20 protein-coding genes and 1 pseudogene are annotated in these 20488 nt (G+C 38.5%); 7 read left to right on the top strand and 14 right to left on the bottom strand.

Translation table 11 applies throughout. The annotated features are described in order from the left end of the window. Positions 1-15: 15 nt before the first annotated feature. The 11 genes from BI350_RS14590 to BI350_RS14640 form a co-directional block, all read right to left on the bottom strand. The gene (locus BI350_RS14590; RefSeq protein WP_075528807.1) at positions 16-984 is read right to left on the bottom strand and encodes a sugar phosphate isomerase/epimerase family protein; all 969 of its coding nucleotides are present in this window, start codon (positions 982-984) and stop codon (positions 16-18) included. Between the two features lie 257 nt (positions 985-1241). After that, complete coding sequence (locus tag BI350_RS14595; protein WP_155767542.1) at positions 1242-2270, bottom strand: Gfo/Idh/MocA family protein; 1029 nt, start codon at positions 2268-2270, stop codon at positions 1242-1244. A gap of 19 nt (positions 2271-2289) precedes the next feature. Then, positions 2290-3003, bottom strand: a complete 714-nt coding sequence (locus tag BI350_RS14600; protein WP_075528809.1) for a ThuA domain-containing protein — start codon at positions 3001-3003, stop codon at positions 2290-2292. 71 nt (positions 3004-3074) lie between these two features. Further along, on the bottom strand, positions 3075-4094 hold the full coding sequence (locus BI350_RS14605) for a LacI family DNA-binding transcriptional regulator (protein ID WP_075528810.1): 1020 nt from the start codon (positions 4092-4094) through the stop codon (positions 3075-3077). A 20-nt stretch (positions 4095-4114) separates the two neighbouring features. Further along, positions 4115-4933, bottom strand: a complete 819-nt coding sequence (locus BI350_RS14610) for a carbohydrate ABC transporter permease (protein ID WP_075528811.1) — start codon at positions 4931-4933, stop codon at positions 4115-4117. After that, on the bottom strand, positions 4933-5793 hold the full coding sequence (locus tag BI350_RS14615; RefSeq protein WP_075528812.1) for a carbohydrate ABC transporter permease: 861 nt from the start codon (positions 5791-5793) through the stop codon (positions 4933-4935). The genes BI350_RS14610 and BI350_RS14615 overlap by 1 nt, the downstream gene beginning before the upstream one ends. 198 nt (positions 5794-5991) lie before the next feature. Continuing rightward, positions 5992-7293 (bottom strand): ABC transporter substrate-binding protein, encoded by a 1302-nt coding sequence (locus BI350_RS14620; protein ID WP_075528813.1) that lies wholly within the window; start codon positions 7291-7293, stop codon positions 5992-5994. Positions 7294-7451: 158 nt separating this feature from the next. Beyond that, a complete protein-coding gene (locus BI350_RS14625; RefSeq protein WP_075528814.1) occupies positions 7452-8156 on the bottom strand; it encodes a YesL family protein in 705 nt (234 codons plus the stop codon). A gap of 30 nt (positions 8157-8186) precedes the next feature. Then, a complete protein-coding gene (locus BI350_RS14630; protein ID WP_075528815.1) occupies positions 8187-9065 on the bottom strand; it encodes an ROK family protein in 879 nt (292 codons plus the stop codon). Positions 9066-9286: 221 nt separating this feature from the next. Then, a complete protein-coding gene (locus BI350_RS14635; RefSeq protein ID WP_075528816.1) occupies positions 9287-10369 on the bottom strand; it encodes a YkvI family membrane protein in 1083 nt (360 codons plus the stop codon). 121 nt (positions 10370-10490) lie between these two features. Continuing rightward, positions 10491-11663, bottom strand: a complete 1173-nt coding sequence (locus BI350_RS14640; RefSeq protein ID WP_075528817.1) for an NAD(P)/FAD-dependent oxidoreductase — start codon at positions 11661-11663, stop codon at positions 10491-10493. Positions 11664-11857: 194 nt separating this feature from the next. Here BI350_RS14640 and BI350_RS14645 point away from each other — a divergent pair, with 194 nt between their 5' ends. The 3 genes and pseudogenes from BI350_RS14645 to BI350_RS14655 all read left to right on the top strand — a co-directional run bounded on the left by BI350_RS14645 (position 11858) and on the right by BI350_RS14655 (position 13695). Continuing rightward, complete coding sequence (locus BI350_RS14645) at positions 11858-12130, top strand: (2Fe-2S)-binding protein (RefSeq protein ID WP_075528818.1); 273 nt, start codon at positions 11858-11860, stop codon at positions 12128-12130. Beyond that, a pseudogene (locus BI350_RS14650) lies at positions 12120-12425 on the top strand ((2Fe-2S)-binding protein); the annotation flags it as partial. The gene BI350_RS14645 and the pseudogene BI350_RS14650, both read left to right, overlap by 11 nt. 88 nt (positions 12426-12513) lie before the next feature. Beyond that, positions 12514-13695 carry an NAD(P)/FAD-dependent oxidoreductase gene (locus BI350_RS14655; RefSeq protein WP_075528820.1) on the top strand — a complete coding sequence of 394 codons (1182 nt, stop codon included), beginning with the start codon at positions 12514-12516 and terminating at the stop codon, positions 13693-13695. Between the two features lie 360 nt (positions 13696-14055). Here BI350_RS14655 and BI350_RS14665 read toward each other — a convergent pair whose 3' ends face one another. Then, positions 14056-14871, bottom strand: coding sequence for a nuclease-related domain-containing protein (locus tag BI350_RS14665; RefSeq protein WP_075528822.1), 816 nt, complete (start codon positions 14869-14871; stop codon positions 14056-14058). Between the two features lie 1067 nt (positions 14872-15938). Between BI350_RS14665 and BI350_RS14670 the strand changes: the two genes are divergently transcribed. Continuing rightward, on the top strand, positions 15939-16421 hold the full coding sequence (locus tag BI350_RS14670) for a sigma-70 family RNA polymerase sigma factor (RefSeq protein ID WP_075528823.1): 483 nt from the start codon (positions 15939-15941) through the stop codon (positions 16419-16421). 167 nt (positions 16422-16588) lie between these two features. Here BI350_RS14670 and BI350_RS14675 read toward each other — a convergent pair whose 3' ends face one another. Next, complete coding sequence (locus tag BI350_RS14675; RefSeq protein WP_075528824.1) at positions 16589-17305, bottom strand: YetF domain-containing protein; 717 nt, start codon at positions 17303-17305, stop codon at positions 16589-16591. 392 nt (positions 17306-17697) lie between these two features. Between BI350_RS14675 and BI350_RS14680 the strand changes: the two genes are divergently transcribed. Together BI350_RS14680 and BI350_RS14685 are read left to right on the top strand one after the other, a co-directional pair. Continuing rightward, the gene (locus tag BI350_RS14680; RefSeq protein WP_075528825.1) at positions 17698-18048 is read left to right on the top strand and encodes a helix-turn-helix domain-containing protein; all 351 of its coding nucleotides are present in this window, start codon (positions 17698-17700) and stop codon (positions 18046-18048) included. Positions 18049-18240: 192 nt separating this feature from the next. After that, positions 18241-19065 carry an aldo/keto reductase gene (locus tag BI350_RS14685; RefSeq protein WP_075528826.1) on the top strand — a complete coding sequence of 275 codons (825 nt, stop codon included), beginning with the start codon at positions 18241-18243 and terminating at the stop codon, positions 19063-19065. 84 nt (positions 19066-19149) lie between these two features. On the opposite strand, the gene BI350_RS14690 is transcribed toward BI350_RS14685, so the two are convergent. Continuing rightward, positions 19150-19950 (bottom strand): DUF4097 family beta strand repeat-containing protein, encoded by an 801-nt coding sequence (locus BI350_RS14690; protein ID WP_075528827.1) that lies wholly within the window; start codon positions 19948-19950, stop codon positions 19150-19152. Between the two features lie 218 nt (positions 19951-20168). Here BI350_RS14690 and BI350_RS14695 point away from each other — a divergent pair, with 218 nt between their 5' ends. After that, positions 20169-20387, top strand: a complete 219-nt coding sequence (locus tag BI350_RS14695; protein ID WP_075528828.1) for a hypothetical protein — start codon at positions 20169-20171, stop codon at positions 20385-20387. The last annotated feature ends 101 nt before the right edge of the window (positions 20388-20488 follow it).

Genomic DNA, 20488 nt, shown 5'->3' on the forward strand with positions numbered 1-20488 from the left:
AGCTACCTATCGCCGTCAAGCCCACCACATCTCCGCAGGCTTCTCATTAATTAACACTGATTTTAAATTCGTCACCGCACGCGTCAATCCTTCTTCTACTGACATCAGCGGGTCTTCATGTTCAATGCTCACAACATAATCATAGCCGTAAGTACGAAGTGCACTCATCATATCTGACCATTCTTGAATGCTATGCCCGCATCCGACAGAACGGAATGTCCAAGCACGTGATTGAACGTCTCCGTATGGTTGCATATCTGTTAACCCATGCATATTGACATTGTCTTGGTCAATATATGTGTCTTTCGCGTGGAAATGGTGAATTGCATTTTCTTTTCCAAGAATCTTAATCGCAGCGACTGGATCAATCCCTTGCCACCATAAGTGACTCGGATCAAAATTCGCACCGATTGCTGGTGATGTTGCTTCACGTAATTTCAGCATTGTATACGGTGTGTGTACTGAAAAACCACCGTGTAATTCTATTCCAACTTTCACGCCGTGGTCTTCAGCATGCTTTCCTGCCTCTTTCCAGTAAGGTATTAATTTCTTTTCCCATTGCCAATTGTAAATATCGGAGTACTCCGTTGGCCACGGTGAAACTGGCCAGTTTGGAATCTGAGAGTGTTCGCCTGATCCTGGTGTACCTGAAAATGTGTTGACAACGGGAACATCCATAAGTTCTGCTAATTTCACTGTTTTTACAAATGTATCATGCGCTTCTTTTGCAACTGCTTCATTTGGTGATACTGGGTTGGCGTGACAGCTGAATGCACTAATTGTTAATCCTCTTGAATGCACTTGCTCTAAGTACGCTTTTCTTTTATCAGCGCTGGCAAGCAGCTCATCAACATTACAATGCGCATTGCCCGGATATCCACCAGTTCCAATCTCAACTGCTTGGATACCTGCTTGTTGTACATAATCTAACATTTCTTCAAATGGTTTATCTGAAAATAATACTGTAAATACGCCTAGTTTCATGGGATACATCCTCCTGTTTATTTTATTTCACTTAAATCTCCGAATGGAAATATATTTATTATTTGTGCATTCATTGATTGTAGCGGAAGGCGGCGACTCCTGTGGGATTAGCGAAAGCCGTAACGAAGAACGGCTTTTGCGAATAAAAGCGCAGCGTTATGAGCAGGGATATACATTGGGATTACCGCCCGCCCCACGGAAAGCGTCCGCCTGCAGCGGAAATCAACCTTCTATGGAGTTTATATTATGAACCCAATTCAGTTAATCCGACTAAACTTCTTAGTCTCCATCGATTCTAATGCCGCTAAAATAACCTCTAACGATTTCTTTCCTTCTTCACCGTCAATGAGCGGTTCCTTATTTTCAAGTACTGCCTCAACGAAATGGTCAATCGTATGGGACGTCGTTTGGCCGCCATCCTCATTCGATTGAATTGCGCCTAATTCGTATTTGACTACTTCACCGTTTTTATACTGAACGATTAACGAATAGTTAGGATCATCTTCAAGTCGTAATGTTGCATGTTCACCGTAAATAATCGTTGAATTATCTTCTCCGGCTGTATATGCCCAGCTCGCTGCAAGTGTACCGATAATGCCGCTTTCTGATTTCAAAATACAAACTGCATTGTCATCAACATTGGCAAAGTCCTTGGCGCTCGTCTCGATAAAGCTTGCCACTTCAACAAACTCTTCACCTAGCAAATAACGAAGCAAGTCCGTTTTATGTACGCCAAGGTCGCCCATTGCGCCAATAAACGCCTCATCTTTTTTGAAAAACCAGCTATCTTTTCCATCTGCACTCCAAGTTTCAGGACCGCCGTGGCCGAATGCGCTTCTAAAGCTAAAGATTTTCCCAACTTCACCACTCTCAATTAACGCTCTTGCCTTCTGATGAGAGGAGACAAAACGTTGATTGTGTGCAATCATTAATTTTCTATCATTCTTTTTCGCTGCTTCAATCATTGCGTCAGCTTCCTCGATCGAAGTTGCCATTGGCTTTTCACATAGCACATGTTTCCCAGCTTCTAATGCAGCTATTGAAACAGGCGCATGTAGATAGTTTGGTAGACAAACACTGACAGCATCTATCTCTTCAATCTTCAATACATCTTCATAGTTTGTATAAGCTTTCACACCGTATTGTTCCGCAACCTCTTGTACTCTTTCTTCAACAATGTCACATACCGCGACAATTTCTACGTTTGGATTATGATCAAATTCTCCTAAATGACGGTTTTTCGCGATACTCCCGCAACCAATCACAGCTACTTTCAACGTTGTCAATGAACCCATCTCCTTAAATTTATTTGATCTCTTCTAAAGGTTGAGCATTTCCATAGACAGGAACAGGCGTATTTGTAGTTGCTGCCCACTTCACGGCATTACGAATTACTTTTTGAATATCTTCATGATAGTAAGTTGGATATGTTTCGTGACCTGGACGGAAATAAAAGATTTTCCCTCTACCCCGTTTAAAAGTTACGCCACTTCGGAACACTTCCCCGCCTTCAAACCAGCTCACAAACACTAACTCATCCGGCGTTGGTATATCAAAATGTTCTCCATACATTTCCTCTTTATCCAGCTCAATAAATTCACCAATGCCTTCTGTAATCGGATGGGTTGGATCCACTACCCATAGACGTTCTTTTTCATCGGCTTCCCGCCACTTTAAATCACAAGTTGTGCCCATCAAGGTCTTAAAGATTTTTGAAAAATGCCCGGAGTGTAAAACGATAAGCCCCATCCCTTCAAGGACTCTTTGTTTTACCTTCTCAACAATTTCATCTTCCACTTCGTCATGTGCCATATGCCCCCACCAAATGAGGACATCTGTTTCTTTAAGTACTTCTTCTGTTAAGCCATGTTCAGGCTCATCCAATGTAGCAGTCTTCACATGTTCAAATTCTTCACCAAGAAAATTTGCAATCGCACCATGAATACCTTCTGGATAAATCGCAGAAACTTCAGGGTTCTCTTTCTCATGGCGATTTTCATTCCAAACGACTATGTTCATAAATAATGCCTCCTACGCTACTCTGTTGCACAATTAATGCAACCGGTTGCAATTAAGTTCGAAACAACCCGTTACATTTGTAAACAAGATTGTCTTTCAATCAGTAATGCTGGAACAATGATACTTTTATTAAATGTAGACGGTTCGTCAATGATTTCAATTAAACAATTTGCCGACTCATAACCTAATTGAAAAATATGTGTGTCCATCGTAGTTAACGGTGGATTAGACACTTGTGTAAGCACTGAATTATTAAAGCAAATGATACTCATATCTTGAGGAACTTTAATATTTTTCTCACTTAATGCCGTTAACATAACAAGTGCATTTAAGTCACTAGCAACAACCAGTGCAGTCGGCGGTTCAGCTACATCGAGCAACTCTCCGGCAATTTTTCTTCCTTCCGCTGCATCGAATTTAAGACTTTTAATATATTCATCTTTGATTGGGGTGTTTTTTTCATTTAAGGCCGATAAGTAGCCATTTAACCTCGCTTCATCTACTTCAAACTGTGTGTCCTCACCAATAAACGCAATGTTCTTATGCCCCAAATCGACTAAATAAGTCGTCGCCTCTTTAGCTGCCTGTACGTTGTCATTATCGACATACGTAATTTGACCTTGCGAATGAACCGGCTTTCCAATCACGACAAAAGGAATGTCTGCGTCAACTAAGTAGGGAACAACTTTGTCATCTTCCTTTGAATAAAGAACAATCATGCCATCTACTCTTTTTCCACGCACCATTTTCACTGTGTCGTTATAAATCTCTTCCTCAGATTCTCCCGTCGTTAAACTAATACTGAAGTCATACTTACTGCATAATGCACTAATTCCCGCAATGACTTCAGGAAAAAACGTATTATACATTGATGCTTGAGTAGAATGCTTCACAACGATACCAATCGTTTTAGTAGATTGTTGTGCTAGATTTCGAGCATTATAATTTAAATGGTAACCTAATTCTGCCATTACCTTTTGTACTTTTCTTTTCGTTTTATCGCTAATATGCGGACTGTCAGAAATCACACGCGATACAGTAGAAGGTGCTACATTTGCGGCTTTTGCGACATCCCGAATCGTTACAGACATATTCTTCACCTCATCTACTACTATTTGACAGCACCTTCAGAAACACCTTCAATTATTTGTTTTTGGGCAAAGAAATAACCGACAATCACAGGAATAATTGCGATTGTTAATCCAGCTAACGCTAAATGCCATTGTTTCGTGTACTGGCCGAAGAACAAGAACATTTTTAACGGAATCGTGGCACTGGAATCTGACAGAATTAAGGATGGAAGTAAATAGTCATTCCAAATCCAAATGACATTTAATATACCAACTGTCACCGAAATTGGTTTTAACAATGGAAATACGACATGCCAAAACACTTGCAACTTATTCGCTCCATCAATAATCGCTGCTTCATCCAATGACTTTGAGATTCCTGTCATTGCCCCGTGATATAAGAAGATTGATAAACTACAACCAAAGCCTAAATACATAAAGATCAAACCTGTTTTATTTAACATATCTGCTTTACCAAATAACGATACAAGTGGAATCATCACAGACTGAAACGGAATTAACATTGCCGCTACGAAAATTAATAACAGTGCACCGCTAAGTTTACTTTTATTCCGAGCAAGCGCATATCCTGCCATTGATGAGAAAAGAATAATAACCCCAACACTCAAAACAGTAATAAACAAGGAGTTGAAGAGTGATTTTGTAAAATCTAAGTCAATATACGCTTTCACAAAGTTCTCAGTAACAAATTCGCTCGGGAGTCCAAGTACATCTGAGAAAATATCCCGTTTCGTTTTAAATGCATTGACAATCATTAAATAGAACGGAGAGAGCCATAACAAAGCTAACAACAAACCGAAAACTTCAAGTAAGTAATGTTTTCGTTTACGTGTCTTCATTATAAGTCAACCTCCCGTTTCTTATTATAGTAAACTTGTGTAATCGCTACCAATGCAACAATAATAAAGAAAATGACAGCTTGTGATTGAGCATAGGCCATTTTATTTTCAGTAAAAGCCGTTTTAACGATGTTCATGGCAACCATTTGTGTTGAATTATAAGGACCGCCGTTCGTCAACGATAAGTTCTGATCGTAAATTTGGAATGAATTAGACAAAGTTAAAAACATACTCACTGTAAAAGCTGGCGCCACTAATGGAAAAGTGATATTTCGAAAACGTTGAAAGCTGTTTGCGCCATCAATTTTCGCCGCTTCAATAAGATCCTTCGGGATACTTTCTAAATAGGCGATATAAATAATCATAATATAACCTGCCATTTGCCAAGACGTTAAAATGACAAGCCCCCAAAAACCAGTTGCAGTTGTGGATAACCAACCAGTCAATGCTTCGATTCCTAATAAATCTCCTAAACTTCCAAACACATTAATAAAGATAAACTGCCAAATAAAACCTAAAATAAGCCCACCTATTAAGTTCGGCATGAAGAAGATTGTTCTCATCAAATTACTCGATCGCATTTTTCGTGTGACGAGTAAAGCGAGGCCTAACCCAATAAAATTCAATAAAACAACAGAAACAATCGCAAACTTCGTTGTAAACCAAATGGATGCCCTAAACTCTGCATCTTTAAATAATGTTATGTAATTTTTAAATCCCAAAAATTCAGTCGCCGTGAGTCCGTTCCAATTCGTAAATGAGTAGACAAATCCATAAAGAAACGGAATCAAAATGACAAGGCTTAATCCTAAAAGAACCGGAGCTAAGAATAACCAAAACGAAATATCGCGATTACGCATGAATGCACCTCCATCTTTTACTTCTGTAAAAAAAGCAGCGAACAAATTTTTTATGTTTTTGTTCGCTGCAATGGAAAATTTTAAGTACTCTTTCTCAAGTCATTTCTAAAGTATAGAAGTATCAGCATTACTTTCAAAGCCTAAGTAATTGTCAGTGAGTTGACAGCACTTTCATCTTTTCTTAAACATGGTTAATTCTTATTGTCTTTCCGTTTCCCATTTTTCTATCGACTTGGAAATCACTTCATCCCATTCCATATCGCCACTTAAATACTTTTGAATGTTTACCCCAAGTGTTTCTTGATTCCACCCAGTAGGTGTACCTTGGTAAACCCATCCTTCAAATGTTTTTCCAGCCTCAGCGAACTCATAAATTTGTTTTGAAAGTGGATCCGAAATCTTTTCTACATCGTAGTCTTTGTACGCTGGGATAAACTTAAAATCTTCTAGTACAGCATTTTTACCTGTTTCAGAAGTATACAACCAATCTAAAAAGTCCTTACTTGCTTGGACTATTTCGTCATCTTTTTTACCATTCACAGCCCAAAACATTGGAACACCTGCTGGAACATGTCCTTCAAATCCTTCAACTGGTACTGGTAAAATTCCAATCCCATTTTCCGCAAATTCCGGGTCCATATCATAAACTGAATTGTACACCCAGTTTCCTTGTTGAATCATTGCAACTTTTTCTAAAGAAAATAATTGCTCTACTTGTTGCGAGTAGTCCAAACTTAAAATTGGTTGAACAGAATATTTATTTTGTAAGTCTAGATATCTTTTCAGCTCGTCACCTTTTTCAAATGCAATTGTTTCTGCATGATAAGCTTCTTGAATATCATTGTTAAACTCTGGTGCGATAAACATATTTGAAATATGGTCACCTAAAACCCATAGTTCTTTTGCCGGCAGAGCAAACACCGCATCTAGACCTAACTCGTCTTTCTGTTTATCTAATGTTTCTACAGCAGTTTGCAAATCTTCGAATGAGACAATGTCCTCTGCGTTAATGCCTGCTTCTTCAAATACGTTCTTGTTATAAATTAAACCATAGCCTTCTTGGTTGACAGGTAAACCTAAGATTTTATCGTCTTCTTGAACAGCCGTTAATGTTCCATCTAATGCTGCTTCCACAGCATCGGTATCAGCTAAGTCTGCTAAAAATTCTCTGTATTCTTCAACATCGGATGGACCACCTACGTTAAAAATCGCTGGCTCATCTCCTGCAGAAATCGCCGCTTTTAAAGTAGATCCGTAATCATTTCCTCCACCAATTGTTTTTACGTTTATCTTTACGCCAGGATTTTCTTCTTCGTACACTTTGACTAAATCTTCGAATTGGTCTTTAATTTCAACTTTGAATTGCATGATATCAATAGTAACTTGATCAACTGATGATTTTTCTTGATCACTGTCATTAGAAGATGAACACCCAACCAGTGCAAGAACAGCAACTAACATGATTAAAACGATACGAAAAAATGATTTCTTGCTTTTCAATTTAACTTCCCCTTTCTCCTAGTGCAAGCGGTTGCATAAAGCGATGTAGAGAGATATCAACCTAATAACTTAGGTATCTCCCACACTATGAAACCGCTTGCATTTGTAATTCCTCTATAGCCTATCACGTCCTTTTCATTTATGCAACTGCAAAATTTTTAACTTTCAGAATTAATACCCGCCTGAGTAATCTTTAAATACCGACTGTAAAATGCTGCAAACGATAAAAATGCAATGAGCGAACCTGTAAAAAATGGCAGCAAAAATAAGAGTACATTGAAACTCATATAGATGATCATCCCGCTACTAATCGCAATGGCTAAGAACAACACCGGACTCCCTACTGTAATAAAAAATGCATTTTTTAAAGACTCGCGAACTGTCATCTCATAATGGACAGTTATGGAAAATGAATTGATTGTAAAGACAAATAGCACAATCCCCATCGTTAAGAAGAAAATAAACAAGTAGACATTATTCTCATAGAAGAAATAAACATCTACTGCCCAGACTAACCAAATAGCTGTAAACACGAGCCCGTTGACAATACTCCTTTTATAATTTTCTTTGTAGTATTGCCAGTAGGCTTTAATTAACGAACCGCCCTCACGATCTTTAAACACCCATTCTCTCGCCATTCCAAACATTGCGGTCGTTGCCGGGAAGAAGACAAATGGAATGAGCACAATCATGGGTATAAGGAAAATAAAAATCGCTTCAACTTTACCTAATACAAGCATATTAAAACCTAAATAAACGATTGGGAAATTAAAGAGCAGCCATAATAAATTCACAACTGCAAATCTCATAAACCATTCGCAAAGCGCATAAAGTCCGCCCATCAACCCACCTGGATTGGTCATTTTAATTCCCCCTTTCTTTTGTCATCCAACTTACATGTGAAGCGCTGCCGCCCCTAGTAATCCAGCTTTATTGCCAAGTGAAGCCCTCATAATTTGTACATCTCTAAAACTATCAATAATAAGTTCTTGTACTTTTTCTCTCACCATTTTGATCAGCATATCTTGCTCCATAATGCCACCGCCAATAATAATCGCAGGCGGATTGAAAATATGCGTTAATGAAACTAATCCCGTTGCAATTTCAAGCACCCAATCTTCTAATACAGTCTCTAATCGCTTGTCGCCTTCATCTAGCCCCTCAAAAATCTTACGGCCGTTCGTATATTTCGGATCGATCTTCATCGCCTGTTTCACTAAAGCTGTTGTAGAACCATACATTTCATAACAACCATAGCACCCACAGTTACATTTCACCCCACCAGGATGCAAAACGAGATGGCCGACTTCCGCTGCAATGCCATTCAGACCTTTATAAACAGTCGAATTCATAACAATTGCGCCGCCAACTCCCGTACCATAAGTTAAGCATAGAAAATCATCAAAATCCTTCCCTGCACCAAAGAACTTTTCGCCAAGCGCTGCCGCATTCACATCGTTTTCTACTTTTACCGGCACGTTGAAACGCTCTTCAAAAAGTGCTTTCAAATTCATCCCTTTGTAACCGGGAAAGTTTTCATTCGCATAAACGATGATTCCATTATCACTATCAACTTGACTCGCCGTACTAATGCCAATCGCTTTAAAACCTGAATAATGTGCTTCAATTACTTTCATCAGATTTTCAACTAAATACGGTCCACCTTTCATTGCCTCCGAATCAATCTCTCGAAAATTTGATGTATTTCCTTTTTCATCTACAAGACAAATTTTAATAGAAGTCCCACCAATATCTACTGCCAATAGGTTCATAGCGTTCTCCCCCTATATATTCTCTTTTTTTGAATTAACTGTAGCATAGGAAGTGGATTCTGGCTACTTTATGTAATTTATTATACGTTAAGATAATTAACAACGTACAACTGTTATTTCTAGATAGCACGTTAATCAATCATACGCATATTTCCATATAAACATTAATTCCAGAAAAAAAGCTTTACTATGAAATAGACTTCTCATAGCAAAGCTTCCATTTATTTAACTTCCTGCAATCGAGACGCTTTCAAATTCCGCTCTTTCGACAATTTAATTGGTGCATAAATTAACGCGGCCATTAAGAATAGACCTAGATATCCAATTAAGTTGTAGAAGAAAGCAACTAACTCTGTGAATCCAACGAAACTTAATACAAATCCAACGATACATACGACGAAAACCGCAACATTCGATGTTTTTTTGTTCATATCAAAGAATCTTGCTACGAATGCATAGAACATACTTACACCCGTGTTAAAAATCATTCCGAATAAAATAAATGACATAAAGATTGCTAGCCCTGGTGAGATGTCGTTCACAATTTTTAACATCGGCATTTGATAAGATGCAACGACATCGACTTTCGAGAAGATTGCAAGGTGACTCAGAATAATCAAAATACCGAGTCCAAGTCCGCCGACTAATCCACCTAGAGCTGCTGTTCTTTCATCTTTCTCAGCGCCCCCCATGACAAGCGACATCGCGGCACCTACTGCGATATTAAAGGAGACATAGTTAAGTGCTGAAATAAACCAGTTCGGTAAAGTTGTTTCATGATTTAGAGCGATTGGATTCAGTTCACTAAATGATAAATCCATTGTAAATATACTATAGACGCTAATCCCGATGACGGCTAAAACTAGAAAAGGTGTAATACTTCCAATCACACCAACTACTTTCTCAACGTTCATCAACATTGTGAAAATTAGCAAAACAACGAGTAGTGCACTACCGAAATAGGCAGGCATACCAAACTGTTGATTCCCAATCGATCCCGCGCCTGCAATCATGACAACGCCTACTCCGAATAGTGTGAAAACAATGATTGCATCAACGAGTACCCCTAAATATTTACCACTAATTTTATAAATTGCATCTTTATGGTTTGTCGTTCGCATTCTACTTCCTAATCGTGTGAGCGTCATCCCCATGTAAGCAAATAATGCGGTTGATAAAATAGCTGCTGCCGTTCCTAAATGACCAAAACTTGTGAAATATTGCAAAATCTCTTGTCCTGAAGCAAAGCCCGCTCCTACGATGATGCCAATAAAAGCACTCCCAATTTTCAAAACTCTAAACATCTTTTTCCCCCCCAATTTACTTTAGTTAAAACCCGTAAAAGTTTCTGAGCATGTCCTATTCAATTTTTCCTCTTTTGATAAAGAAGTGCCTGCTTCGTTATCGAAAGAGGCACTTTTTCAACTAACTTTTAACGACTTCTTTAAAACGCTCAAACTTTAACGGATCCGTTGGGATAATCGTGTCTACCCCGCGGATTAACTCATCAATTATTTTTCCAGTGACTGTTGCTAAACTAATCCCGTCACCCTCATGTCCTGCGGCAATATAATACCCAGGAATTTCTTCAACTTCTGAAACAATTGGTAAGTGGTCCGACGTCCAAGGTCTGAAACCTGTGTAGGTACGAATGATATTGAAATCATTCATCTCTGGATAGAATCTAAGCACTCTTCTTGCCATCGTTTCAACGACATTAATATCGATTCTTCCATCATAGCCAACAAATTGTCTACTGCTTCCAATTAAGAAGTTTTGACTTTCAAGTGGTTCTAGAACGAGTGCAACACCGTGTTTTTCTGTACGCTCATCCGTAATTCTTTCACGGCCAAATTTGTTCATTAAGTAACCGAATTCCATCACATTTCGCATCATGACCGGCTCTTGGCGTGAACCTACAAGAATATGTCCTTTTCTTGGAATAATAGGAATATCTAACTCTAGCATTTTTCCAAGAAACGGTGCCCAAACGCCTGCCGCATTCACTACTTTTTTCGCAGTAAACGTACCGTTTGTTGTCTCAATGATAAAGTCGTCCTTCTTCTTCATGCCCGTGACTTCCGTCTGTGTATGTAGTTTAAGTCCGTACTGCTTTGCTTTATCAATTAACGAATAGCAAAATAAATATGGGTTAATGAGCGAATCGGTTTCACATTCCAATCCACCTGGAATGTCATCTGCAAAATAAGGAGATTCCTGTCGAAGATCTGAACGATCCAATAAGTTAAACTTTAAGCCAGCCTTATTCTGGATATCTACCCACTCTTTTGCAGCTTCCATTTCAGTGTCATTATCACAAACTAGCAAACTGCCTAATGGACGGTATTCAAATGGCAAGTCAAGCTCTTCATGTAAATCAACAGTTAATTCCTGACTTTTCAACGACATAAGACTATCGAATCCAGGATCTTTATCAACAATTGTTATGTTTCCATCGCAGCGTGAAGACGTCCCACTCGCAATGTCATTTTTCTCAATTAATACGCAATCAATCCCCGATTTGGCAACATAGTAAGCGATTGCACATCCGACAATCCCACCGCCAATAATCGCAACTTCTGCATGATTCGTCGACATATTGTTTCCTCCTTTGACATAGAAAGAGCATTTATACTACATTATAGTATAGATAGTATTATAAATATAGATAGTATTAAAAATAACTTCTATTTTTATAGAAATTTGATTCTTATCTACACTTCTATGTTAAAATAGGATTAGACAACCTGTCAAATTTATTTTGCAATTATGTAAAAGGAGGAGTTGGCCCCGTGGAAAAAACAATTATTTGTAGATGTGAAGACGTTTCTTTAGAAGACATCGAAACTACCGCCAACACATATAACTGCTCAGCTCGAGAAGTTAAATTACGTACGAGAGCAGGAATGGGCTATTGCGGCGGACGCACGTGCCGACCAGCAGTAGATGCTGTCTTAGAACATGTTACAGGAGAAAAAGCAGGACATACAATACCATTAAAAGTACAACCTCCTGTTCGTCCTGTTACATTATCTGTTTTAGGAGGTAATCGAAATGACGACTAATCGTATTATGAATCATCCAGTATTAGGTAGGTTAGAAAATAAAAAAACCGTTACATTTACTTTTGATGGTCAAACATTTGAAGGCTACGAGGGAGATACTATTGCTTCTGCCCTTCTTGCAAACGGAATTCGACAATTACGTGTGCATGAAGAAACAGGTGAACCACGTGCCATTTATTGTAACATCGGACATTGCTTTGAGTGTCGTGTAACTGTAAACGAAACAGATACGGTTCGTGCATGCATGACCCCAATCCAAAATGATTTGAAAGTTGAAAGCGGTAAAAGACAACCGACACCTTTCAATACGTCACCAGAAAATTGGCCACGTACATATGCAGAATATGAAGAAAGAAATAAAGATAAGAAGGACGGTGATTCGAATGTTTGATGTCGTAATCATCGGAGCTGGACCAGCTGGTTTATCAGCGGCTATTGCTTGTCGTGAATCAAATTTAAATGTACTCGTAATTGATGAATTTACGCAACCAGGTGGGAGACTATTAGGCCAACTTCACCAAGAACCAACAGGCGAATGGTGGAATGGGATTAAAGAAACGCAAATTCTACTTGATAAAGCAAACGCTCTCAATACAACGATTAAATGTGGCATTTCCTGTCACCACATCGAGAAAACAGATGAAGGATATATCGTCCATACAAACGATGGCCTTCTTAAAACAAAAAAATTACTAATTGCATCAGGAGCCGCTGAAACAGCAGTTCCGATTCCTGGATGGACACTTCCAGGCGTGATGTCAATCGGTGCTGCACAAGTCATGACAAACGTTCATCGTGTACAAGTTGGAAAGAAAGGCATTGTTGTGGGTGTAAACGTTTTATCCGCGGCAATCGCACGTGAACTTCAAATTGCAGGCATCGACTTACATAGTATGGCCTTACCAGTCAGTAATCCGGTAACGAAAGACCATGCGCATCCAGGGAAAGTAATGGATGGCCTAGTTCGCATCGCACATTTAGCGCCTTCTGCATTTTTACGTTTCGGAAGTAAATTTGCACAGAACGCTAAAGTCCGCGAGTTAGCTGTTAAACTTTATCCTAAAGGCGGCGTAAAAATGTGGGGAATGCCGATCCACATTCGCAAAGCGATTTCGCAAATTAACGGAACCGATAAAGTCGAATCCGTCACAATGGTAGACATTACACCAGAAGGCGAAATCATTCCAGGCACAGAAGAAATCATTAAAGTCGATTTCGTTTGTATCGCTGGCGGACTATATCCATTAAGTGAACTAGCTTCCGTTGTAGGCTGTCCATTCCGTTATATTGAAGAACTCGGCGGGCACGTTCCAGTACACAACGAACAAATGGAAACGCCATTAGATGGTCTTTATGTTGCAGGTAACATTACAGGCATCGAAAGCGCCAAAGTAGCCCGTGCACAAGGAACTGTCGCTGGCTATGCAATCGCCGAGCAACAAGACAAAGTCGAAAAAGCGAAGGAAGAAGTAAAAGCAATTCGCGAAGCCGCTTCTATCCAATTCCACCCGCAAATTAAAGCAGGGCGCGCTAAGATTCATAGAGCTTTCCAAGAATATGCATAAAATAGATTTATGAGGAGAGAAAGTGCTATCACTTTCTCTTCTTTTTTTTGAGTCGTTTTCGGGAGCGTTGCGTACTTTTCTGGAAGCGTTGCGTTCTTTGGGAGAAGCGTTGCATACTTTTATCGATACGTTGAGTACTTTCGGGAGCGTTGCATACTTTTCTGGAAGCGTTGCGTTCTTTGGGAAAAGCGTTGCATACTTTTATTGATACGTTGAGTACTTTCGGGAGCGTTGCATACTTTTCCGGAAGCGTTGCGTTCTTTTAGAGTAATGGTAATTTCTTCCAAAATGTAAAATAAACTTACCACCTATAAAATTGAATGCAAATAGCCGTCCAATGCAATGGACGGCAAATTTGTGTTACTTCCTATATAGTTGTTCTTGATCAGCATAAAAATAATGAGTTTTCGGCGGTTTTCCTTTTCTACTTAATTTTGAATGGCGCAGAATAATACTTGCCGCATATTTCGATTCTAAATTTAGAAATGCTCGGCATTCAGCATTAGAAATCGTTGGCTTTATTAGTAAAAACCAATCTTCCAATACTTGATAAAGTTCTTGAGTGGCATATTTCCCACAACTGAGACAACGCCATTTTTGCCCCCTTTTCCTATTCATTAATCCATTACAATCGGAACATAATACTCCACTCTTTAATTCAGATGGCTGAAAGTTAAACCGTTCACAAGCTAACCGGTAGTTTTCGCGTGAACTTTCTTCTATCTTTTTAACAATTCTAGTAATCTCTTCGCCCGATAAAATAGCCGAGAGTTTTGGTAACCCCGATATATATCGCGGCAGCTGTTTTCGATATTTGACAAGTACAGTTTTTGGCATTTCATGGATAATCGTACGTTGATTTGCCATCACAAGAACACCTTCTATAGAAACATTAATATTCCGATTGGCGAGCCATCGACTAAGTGCTGTCTCTGTTCTAATAAGCTGATGAATAACGCAATCAAAATAATCCTTCTTGCCTGTCGGTGAGACTCTAATTGTTTTGCCTGATTCTTCATCAAAATAAACTGTACCATTATAATTTTTAATTTCTAATAGGATAATACGAGACGGAGAAAGGATAAGTGTGTCAATTTCAAACAAGTAATGGGGATTTACTTGTAACTTAATATTTTTCAAGATTTTTGTGCTTGGGGGAAAATTGATTTCATGCAAAACACGATCGACATTGAGCTCTCCTGAATAGCCAGCTTCAATTCGATTCTTTCTGTCTAAAATTTCATCGTAACGCTGATGCTGGGTCGGTAGTCTAGTTAATAAACGATTGATTATTTTTAATTCAATTGGTGGTTGTCGTGGTGGGCTTATTTGAACCCCTCCTATTCTGATTATTTAGTTTACATGTTATCGTTTTTCATCATAAAACGCAAGAACTAATTATAAATTGCTTTTCCCAACTTAAATGGTCATTCACCTGCATGTGAATGACCAACTTTTTTAAAAAGCCTTGTATGTTCTTGTAATAGGGCTGCCTCCTTTTCATTAAACGTTGAGGACTTTTACAGGAGCGTTGCATTCTTTTACCGTTACGTTGCATACTCTCGCATGCGTTGCGTACTTTTCATTAAACGTTGAGGACTTTCACAGGAGCGTTGCATTCTTTTACCGATACGTTGCATACTCTCGCATGCGTTGCGTACTTTTCATAAAACGTTGAGGACTTTCACAGGAGCGTTGTTTCCTGTTACCGATACGTTGCATACTTTCGACAGCGTTGCGTACTTTTCATAAAACGTTGAATACTTTCACAGGAGCGTTGTATCCATTTACCGTTATGTTGCATACTTTCGACAGCGTTGCGTACTTTTCATAAAACGTTGAATACTTTCACAGGAGCGTTGTATCCATTTACCGTTACGTTGCATACTTTCGACAGCGTTGCGTACTTTTCATAAAACGTTGAGGACTTTCACAGGAGCGTTGCATTCTTTTACCGATACGTTGCATACTCCCCAGGTATTCTGTTCGTTAACTACGAAAGTCCATTAAAATAATTCATATATACAAGTAGTAGACACGGAAAATGGCATTTCCATACCGGTTTTTGCCCCAACTTGCAGTTTTCATGGTATTTCTCGAGTGAATACTCAGTTTTCACGTCACTGATAGTAATCCGACCTCTTACATTTCTCACAAACAGCCTTTCGACCTAGATTCAAGTTTGTCCTAATGTATAAGCACCCGGGAATAAACGAATCGTGCACGGTTGAAAGGGCCGTAGTGTGAAAAACTTTGAGGAAGTTTTAGTACAGTATGAACCAATGATTACTGCGTCCATGCGACAGCTACATGTGTATCGTAATTATGAACAATTTAGACAAGTTGGAAGGATAGCTTTATGGCAAGCCTGGACAAGATACGAAGAAGGCAAAGGTCATTTTGCCCCATTCGCCTCGCGGAGTATACGTGGCGCAATGTTGGATGAAATCAAAAGGGAGCATCGATTTGAAGAACACATCGTTCAAACGGAAGATGAATTATTAATGAGTTTAGCTGGCGAAGATATAGTCCAATTGGAAGCTTGGTCAGAAAAGATTAGTTGGGCAATTGGACAGTTAACTGTAAAAGAAAAAGAACTAATACAACTTCTGTTTATCAATGAATTCTCCCATGTAAAATGTGCAGAATTAGTGGGGATTTCAATTCCAGGCATTAAAAAGAGAAGAGAAAGAATGCTGATGAAGTTACGGGAAATATTAAGCTAAACGTCACACAAAAACTACGGAAGTTCAAACAAACTTGTTTGGTTGAACTTCCGTGAATCGTTCTTAATAAAACCATTTAATCATTTTCCCCAACTGTTAAAGAACTTCCTAAACAAAAAACTATTCATTCGAAACCTAATCGAATTGAATAGTTTTAACGTAAATATTTAGTTATCATTACCTCGCTCATCAATAAATAATGAACCATCCGTTTGAATTTGTGCGTAAAAGACATCCTCAACATTCAAAATGTTTTTCTTCCTTAATTTCTTCATAACCCAATCCTCTGTTAAATCAAGTTCCTTCAGATTTTGATGAAGCAACTTGCCATCGGATATGATATCTGTCGGAAAATACTTCGGTTGAGTTGCTGCGGCTTTTACATCTTCTCTTGTCGCTTCAAGTAGTTGAGTTTTCTTCAATACACTAAGTTCTCCATTATTCTCTAGAATCGCCCAATCCACATCTTGAATCGAAAAAATACTTTGCTCCCGTAACAACATCATCACATCATCCATATGCAATCTCAACGACTTTAACGAACGTTCCAATATTTTCCCTTCACGGATTATCACTGTCGGTTCATCATCAAGAATTTTTCGAGCCTTTTTCCATTTTAATAGGATGAAACTCATCAAGATCGTTAAAACAGACCACCAGAAGAGTGCGATATAGCCGTTTATAAAATGTGTCTTCTCCTGCACACTAATCTCACCCGCAATCGAACCAATCGTGATTCCGTTAATATAATGAAAGTAAGAGAGCTGACTTAACTGCTTCTTTCCCATAAGCCGGGTAAGTATAAGCAATGTTATAAATGTAACGACAGCTCTGAACGTCATTTCCCAAAAAGCAATTTGCGATATCGCTTTGGTAACATCCATCCAACAATCGTCCCTTCTTCTTTATCCAAGTCTCTATAGTATGGTATAAACAGTAATCAATTATTCTTGAATGGTTAAATATAACTAGAATGAAGGATTATTTTTCGAATTTTTCAGGATATATCTATTAAAAATACAGAATTAATGCCGATATAAAAAATAGACAGAAAAATTAACAACGAAAAACTAATGAGAGTAATGTGATGGGCCCTTAAGACAAGCCCAAAACTATAATTGCCGATGAGATTTTTTCATCTTATTAAAAGGTTGATATTGCGAACGATAAGTAACATTCATAATCCGGACAATATCCTAGCTATCCTTAGACAGAAGAGCATGAACAGACAACATGATAACTTCAATTTTCATATGAGGGAGGATTGCTAATTTTCGTGGATAAATTAACGAAAAATAAAAAGATTAGCCTAGCGATGAAAGGAAGGACCCTTTCAAATGAACATAAACAAAACATAGCAATCGCAAGAAAAGGTCAAATTCATTCTGACAAGACGAAAGAAAAGATAAAAAATACATTATTGGGTAAAGGCGGAAATTACAAAACCAATCATCCCCTTGTGCCCAAATCAACAATGAGTCGTTCTCACTTAACCGCGGAAGATGTAAAAGAAATTCGCGATAGATATAGCAATGAACGTGGCGCTTCTTTACGCCGACTAGCAAGAGATTATTCAGTTAGTCGACATACGATTCACAGCATCGTCACTTACAGAATATGGAAATGAGTGCTATAGTTTGCAAACTATTTAATGCGCTTTCACTTAAAGTTCTACCAACATCAGTTCCTAAAATATGCCTTTATTAATACTCCTTTCACAAAATATTTCCCGAGAAATAAAATACAGTTATATCTCTTAATATTCTATTTTTTTCGACCCTGTGATAAACTAAATTAAGACAAAGAAAGGGTGGATTCAATGTATACAAAAACACTTAATAACGGAATGACAATTCCACAACTTGGATTCGGCGTTTGGAAAGTATCTGACGAAGAAGCTATAAGTACAGTAGACGAAGCCATTCAAACCGGATACAGACTGATTGACACGGCAAAAATTTATGGCAATGAAGTCGGCGTTGGAAAAGCGATTGCAAAAAGTGCTATTCCACGCGAAGAGTTATTCATTACGACAAAACTTTGGAATAGTGATCAAGGTTATGAACAGACTTTACAAGCATTTGATGAAAGTTTGGAAAAACTTGGTTTAGATTACGTCGATTTATATTTAATTCATTGGCCTACACCGATGTATGATACATACGTAGAATCTTACAAAGCAATGGAAAAGATTTACAAAGAAGGTCGTGCAAAGGCAATTGGCGTTTGTAACTTTGATATTGAACATTTACAACGAATTATCGATGAATGTGAAATTGTTCCAGCTATTAATCAAATCGAATGCCACCCATATTTGCAACAAACCGAACTAAAGGCATTTTGCCAACAACACGGAATTCACGTGGAAGCTTATAGTCCGCTTATGAATGGGAAAGATGTTTTAGAAAATACGACAATCCAAGAAATTGCAAAACAATACGGTAAAACACCAGCACAAGTCATTTTGCGTTGGCATCTGCAAACGGACACAATCGTCATCCCGAAAACAGTGACACCATCACGCATGGCGGAAAACTTGGACGTATTCGATTTCGAGTTAAATTCGACCGATATGGATAAAATCTCCGCACTAGACTCCGGTAAAAGAATTAACGCGGTACCGAGCGAAATGAACAGAAAATAATCTCATTCCCTTCCAAACACAAGTTTTGGAGGGTTTTTTATTCTGAGAAGAATCAAATGAAAAAAGTGATTACCCACAAGGCAATCACTCCTCCACTACAATTCTTCCATTATCAGTTTGCAGTTTCATCAAATATTTTCCTTCTCCAAAAGTAACGGTCCTTTCTTTTGTACCGAAAATAGTCACCATACCATTATCAGTTTCTGCGTTAATTCTAGCATTCGTCGGTTTATCGCTTAATTTCACATAAATTGCACCATTATCTGTGCGCAAATCAACATCGTGCGTAATGGTATCCGCTTCAAACGTAATACGTCCGTTATCTGTTCGCGCAACGATATTCGCACTGACATCGGAAATGGAGATTTGTCCATTGTCAGCTTGAAGTTTCACAACGTCCCCCTCACTATTTCCCAGTTTTACTAGACCGTTATCCGTCTCCAACTCAATCATTTTTGCATGTAAATGACTCGCTTCTATTAGACCATTATCCGTTACAACCTTAATCTCCTCATAGGTTCTTTCCGGCACATGCACCGTTAAAACCATACCTCTCATAGAAAAGTTCAAGAAATTGAACCACTTTTCTTTCAATTGAATGGATAAAGTGTCCCCTTTTACATTCGCTTTAAAATGAACGCCAAATTTCTTCTTACCTCCGTAAGTTATCGTTGTTTCTTCAGCTTGCGTTGGAACCAATTCCACTTTTGCATTTGTTGTCAGCAAATCGATTTTTTCATAGGGTTCTTTGATGATCATTTCCTCTTCAATGACTACCGGTTGATTAAACGTAAACCCACTCACTTGATTAACGACGTAGCGGGTTCCAAAAAACAGAAATAACAATCCAACGATAATGCCAACGACCAATACTTTATTGCGCATCTTTTAATCCCCTCTCTCTTGTCTATAGTATACGTTCCATTCGCTCCTTTCACCATGGGCCGGAGAATGGTATTGTTGTACAACTTTAGACTGAATGAGACTCGTTCTTTTACACGCCACTACATTTCCATTTCCATATGTGCTGCTTATTCAGGTGATAATTGCCTTGACACTGCTTGAAGGGGATGGACATACAGTATAAAAAGGAGGTGTATAGGATGAGCAAAATTTGTAGTAGCAGTGTTTCTCTTTATCTAGCTGGAATTTTGGCCGCAGTTGTTCTACTGGGATTAATTTACTTTGTCCCTGGTTTAATTGCTGGCGTTTCGACACTTCTCTTGGTGGGAATAATCATTCTTGTTATTGTGATCGTTTTATTCGCAATAGCAATTATTTTAAAAGGGCTATCCCGCTTATTAGCCTCGTTACGGCTTTAAGTACTTCGAACCCATTTCCCCGCTCTTAGCAAACCAACTGTCAGGGCTTATCCCCTGACAGTTGTTCATTTTTATTCTTCTCCGCGTGCAACTTGCATAAT

This window comes from Sporosarcina ureilytica (genome assembly GCF_001753205.1).
Taxonomy (GTDB): domain Bacteria; phylum Bacillota; class Bacilli; order Bacillales_A; family Planococcaceae; genus Sporosarcina; species Sporosarcina ureilytica.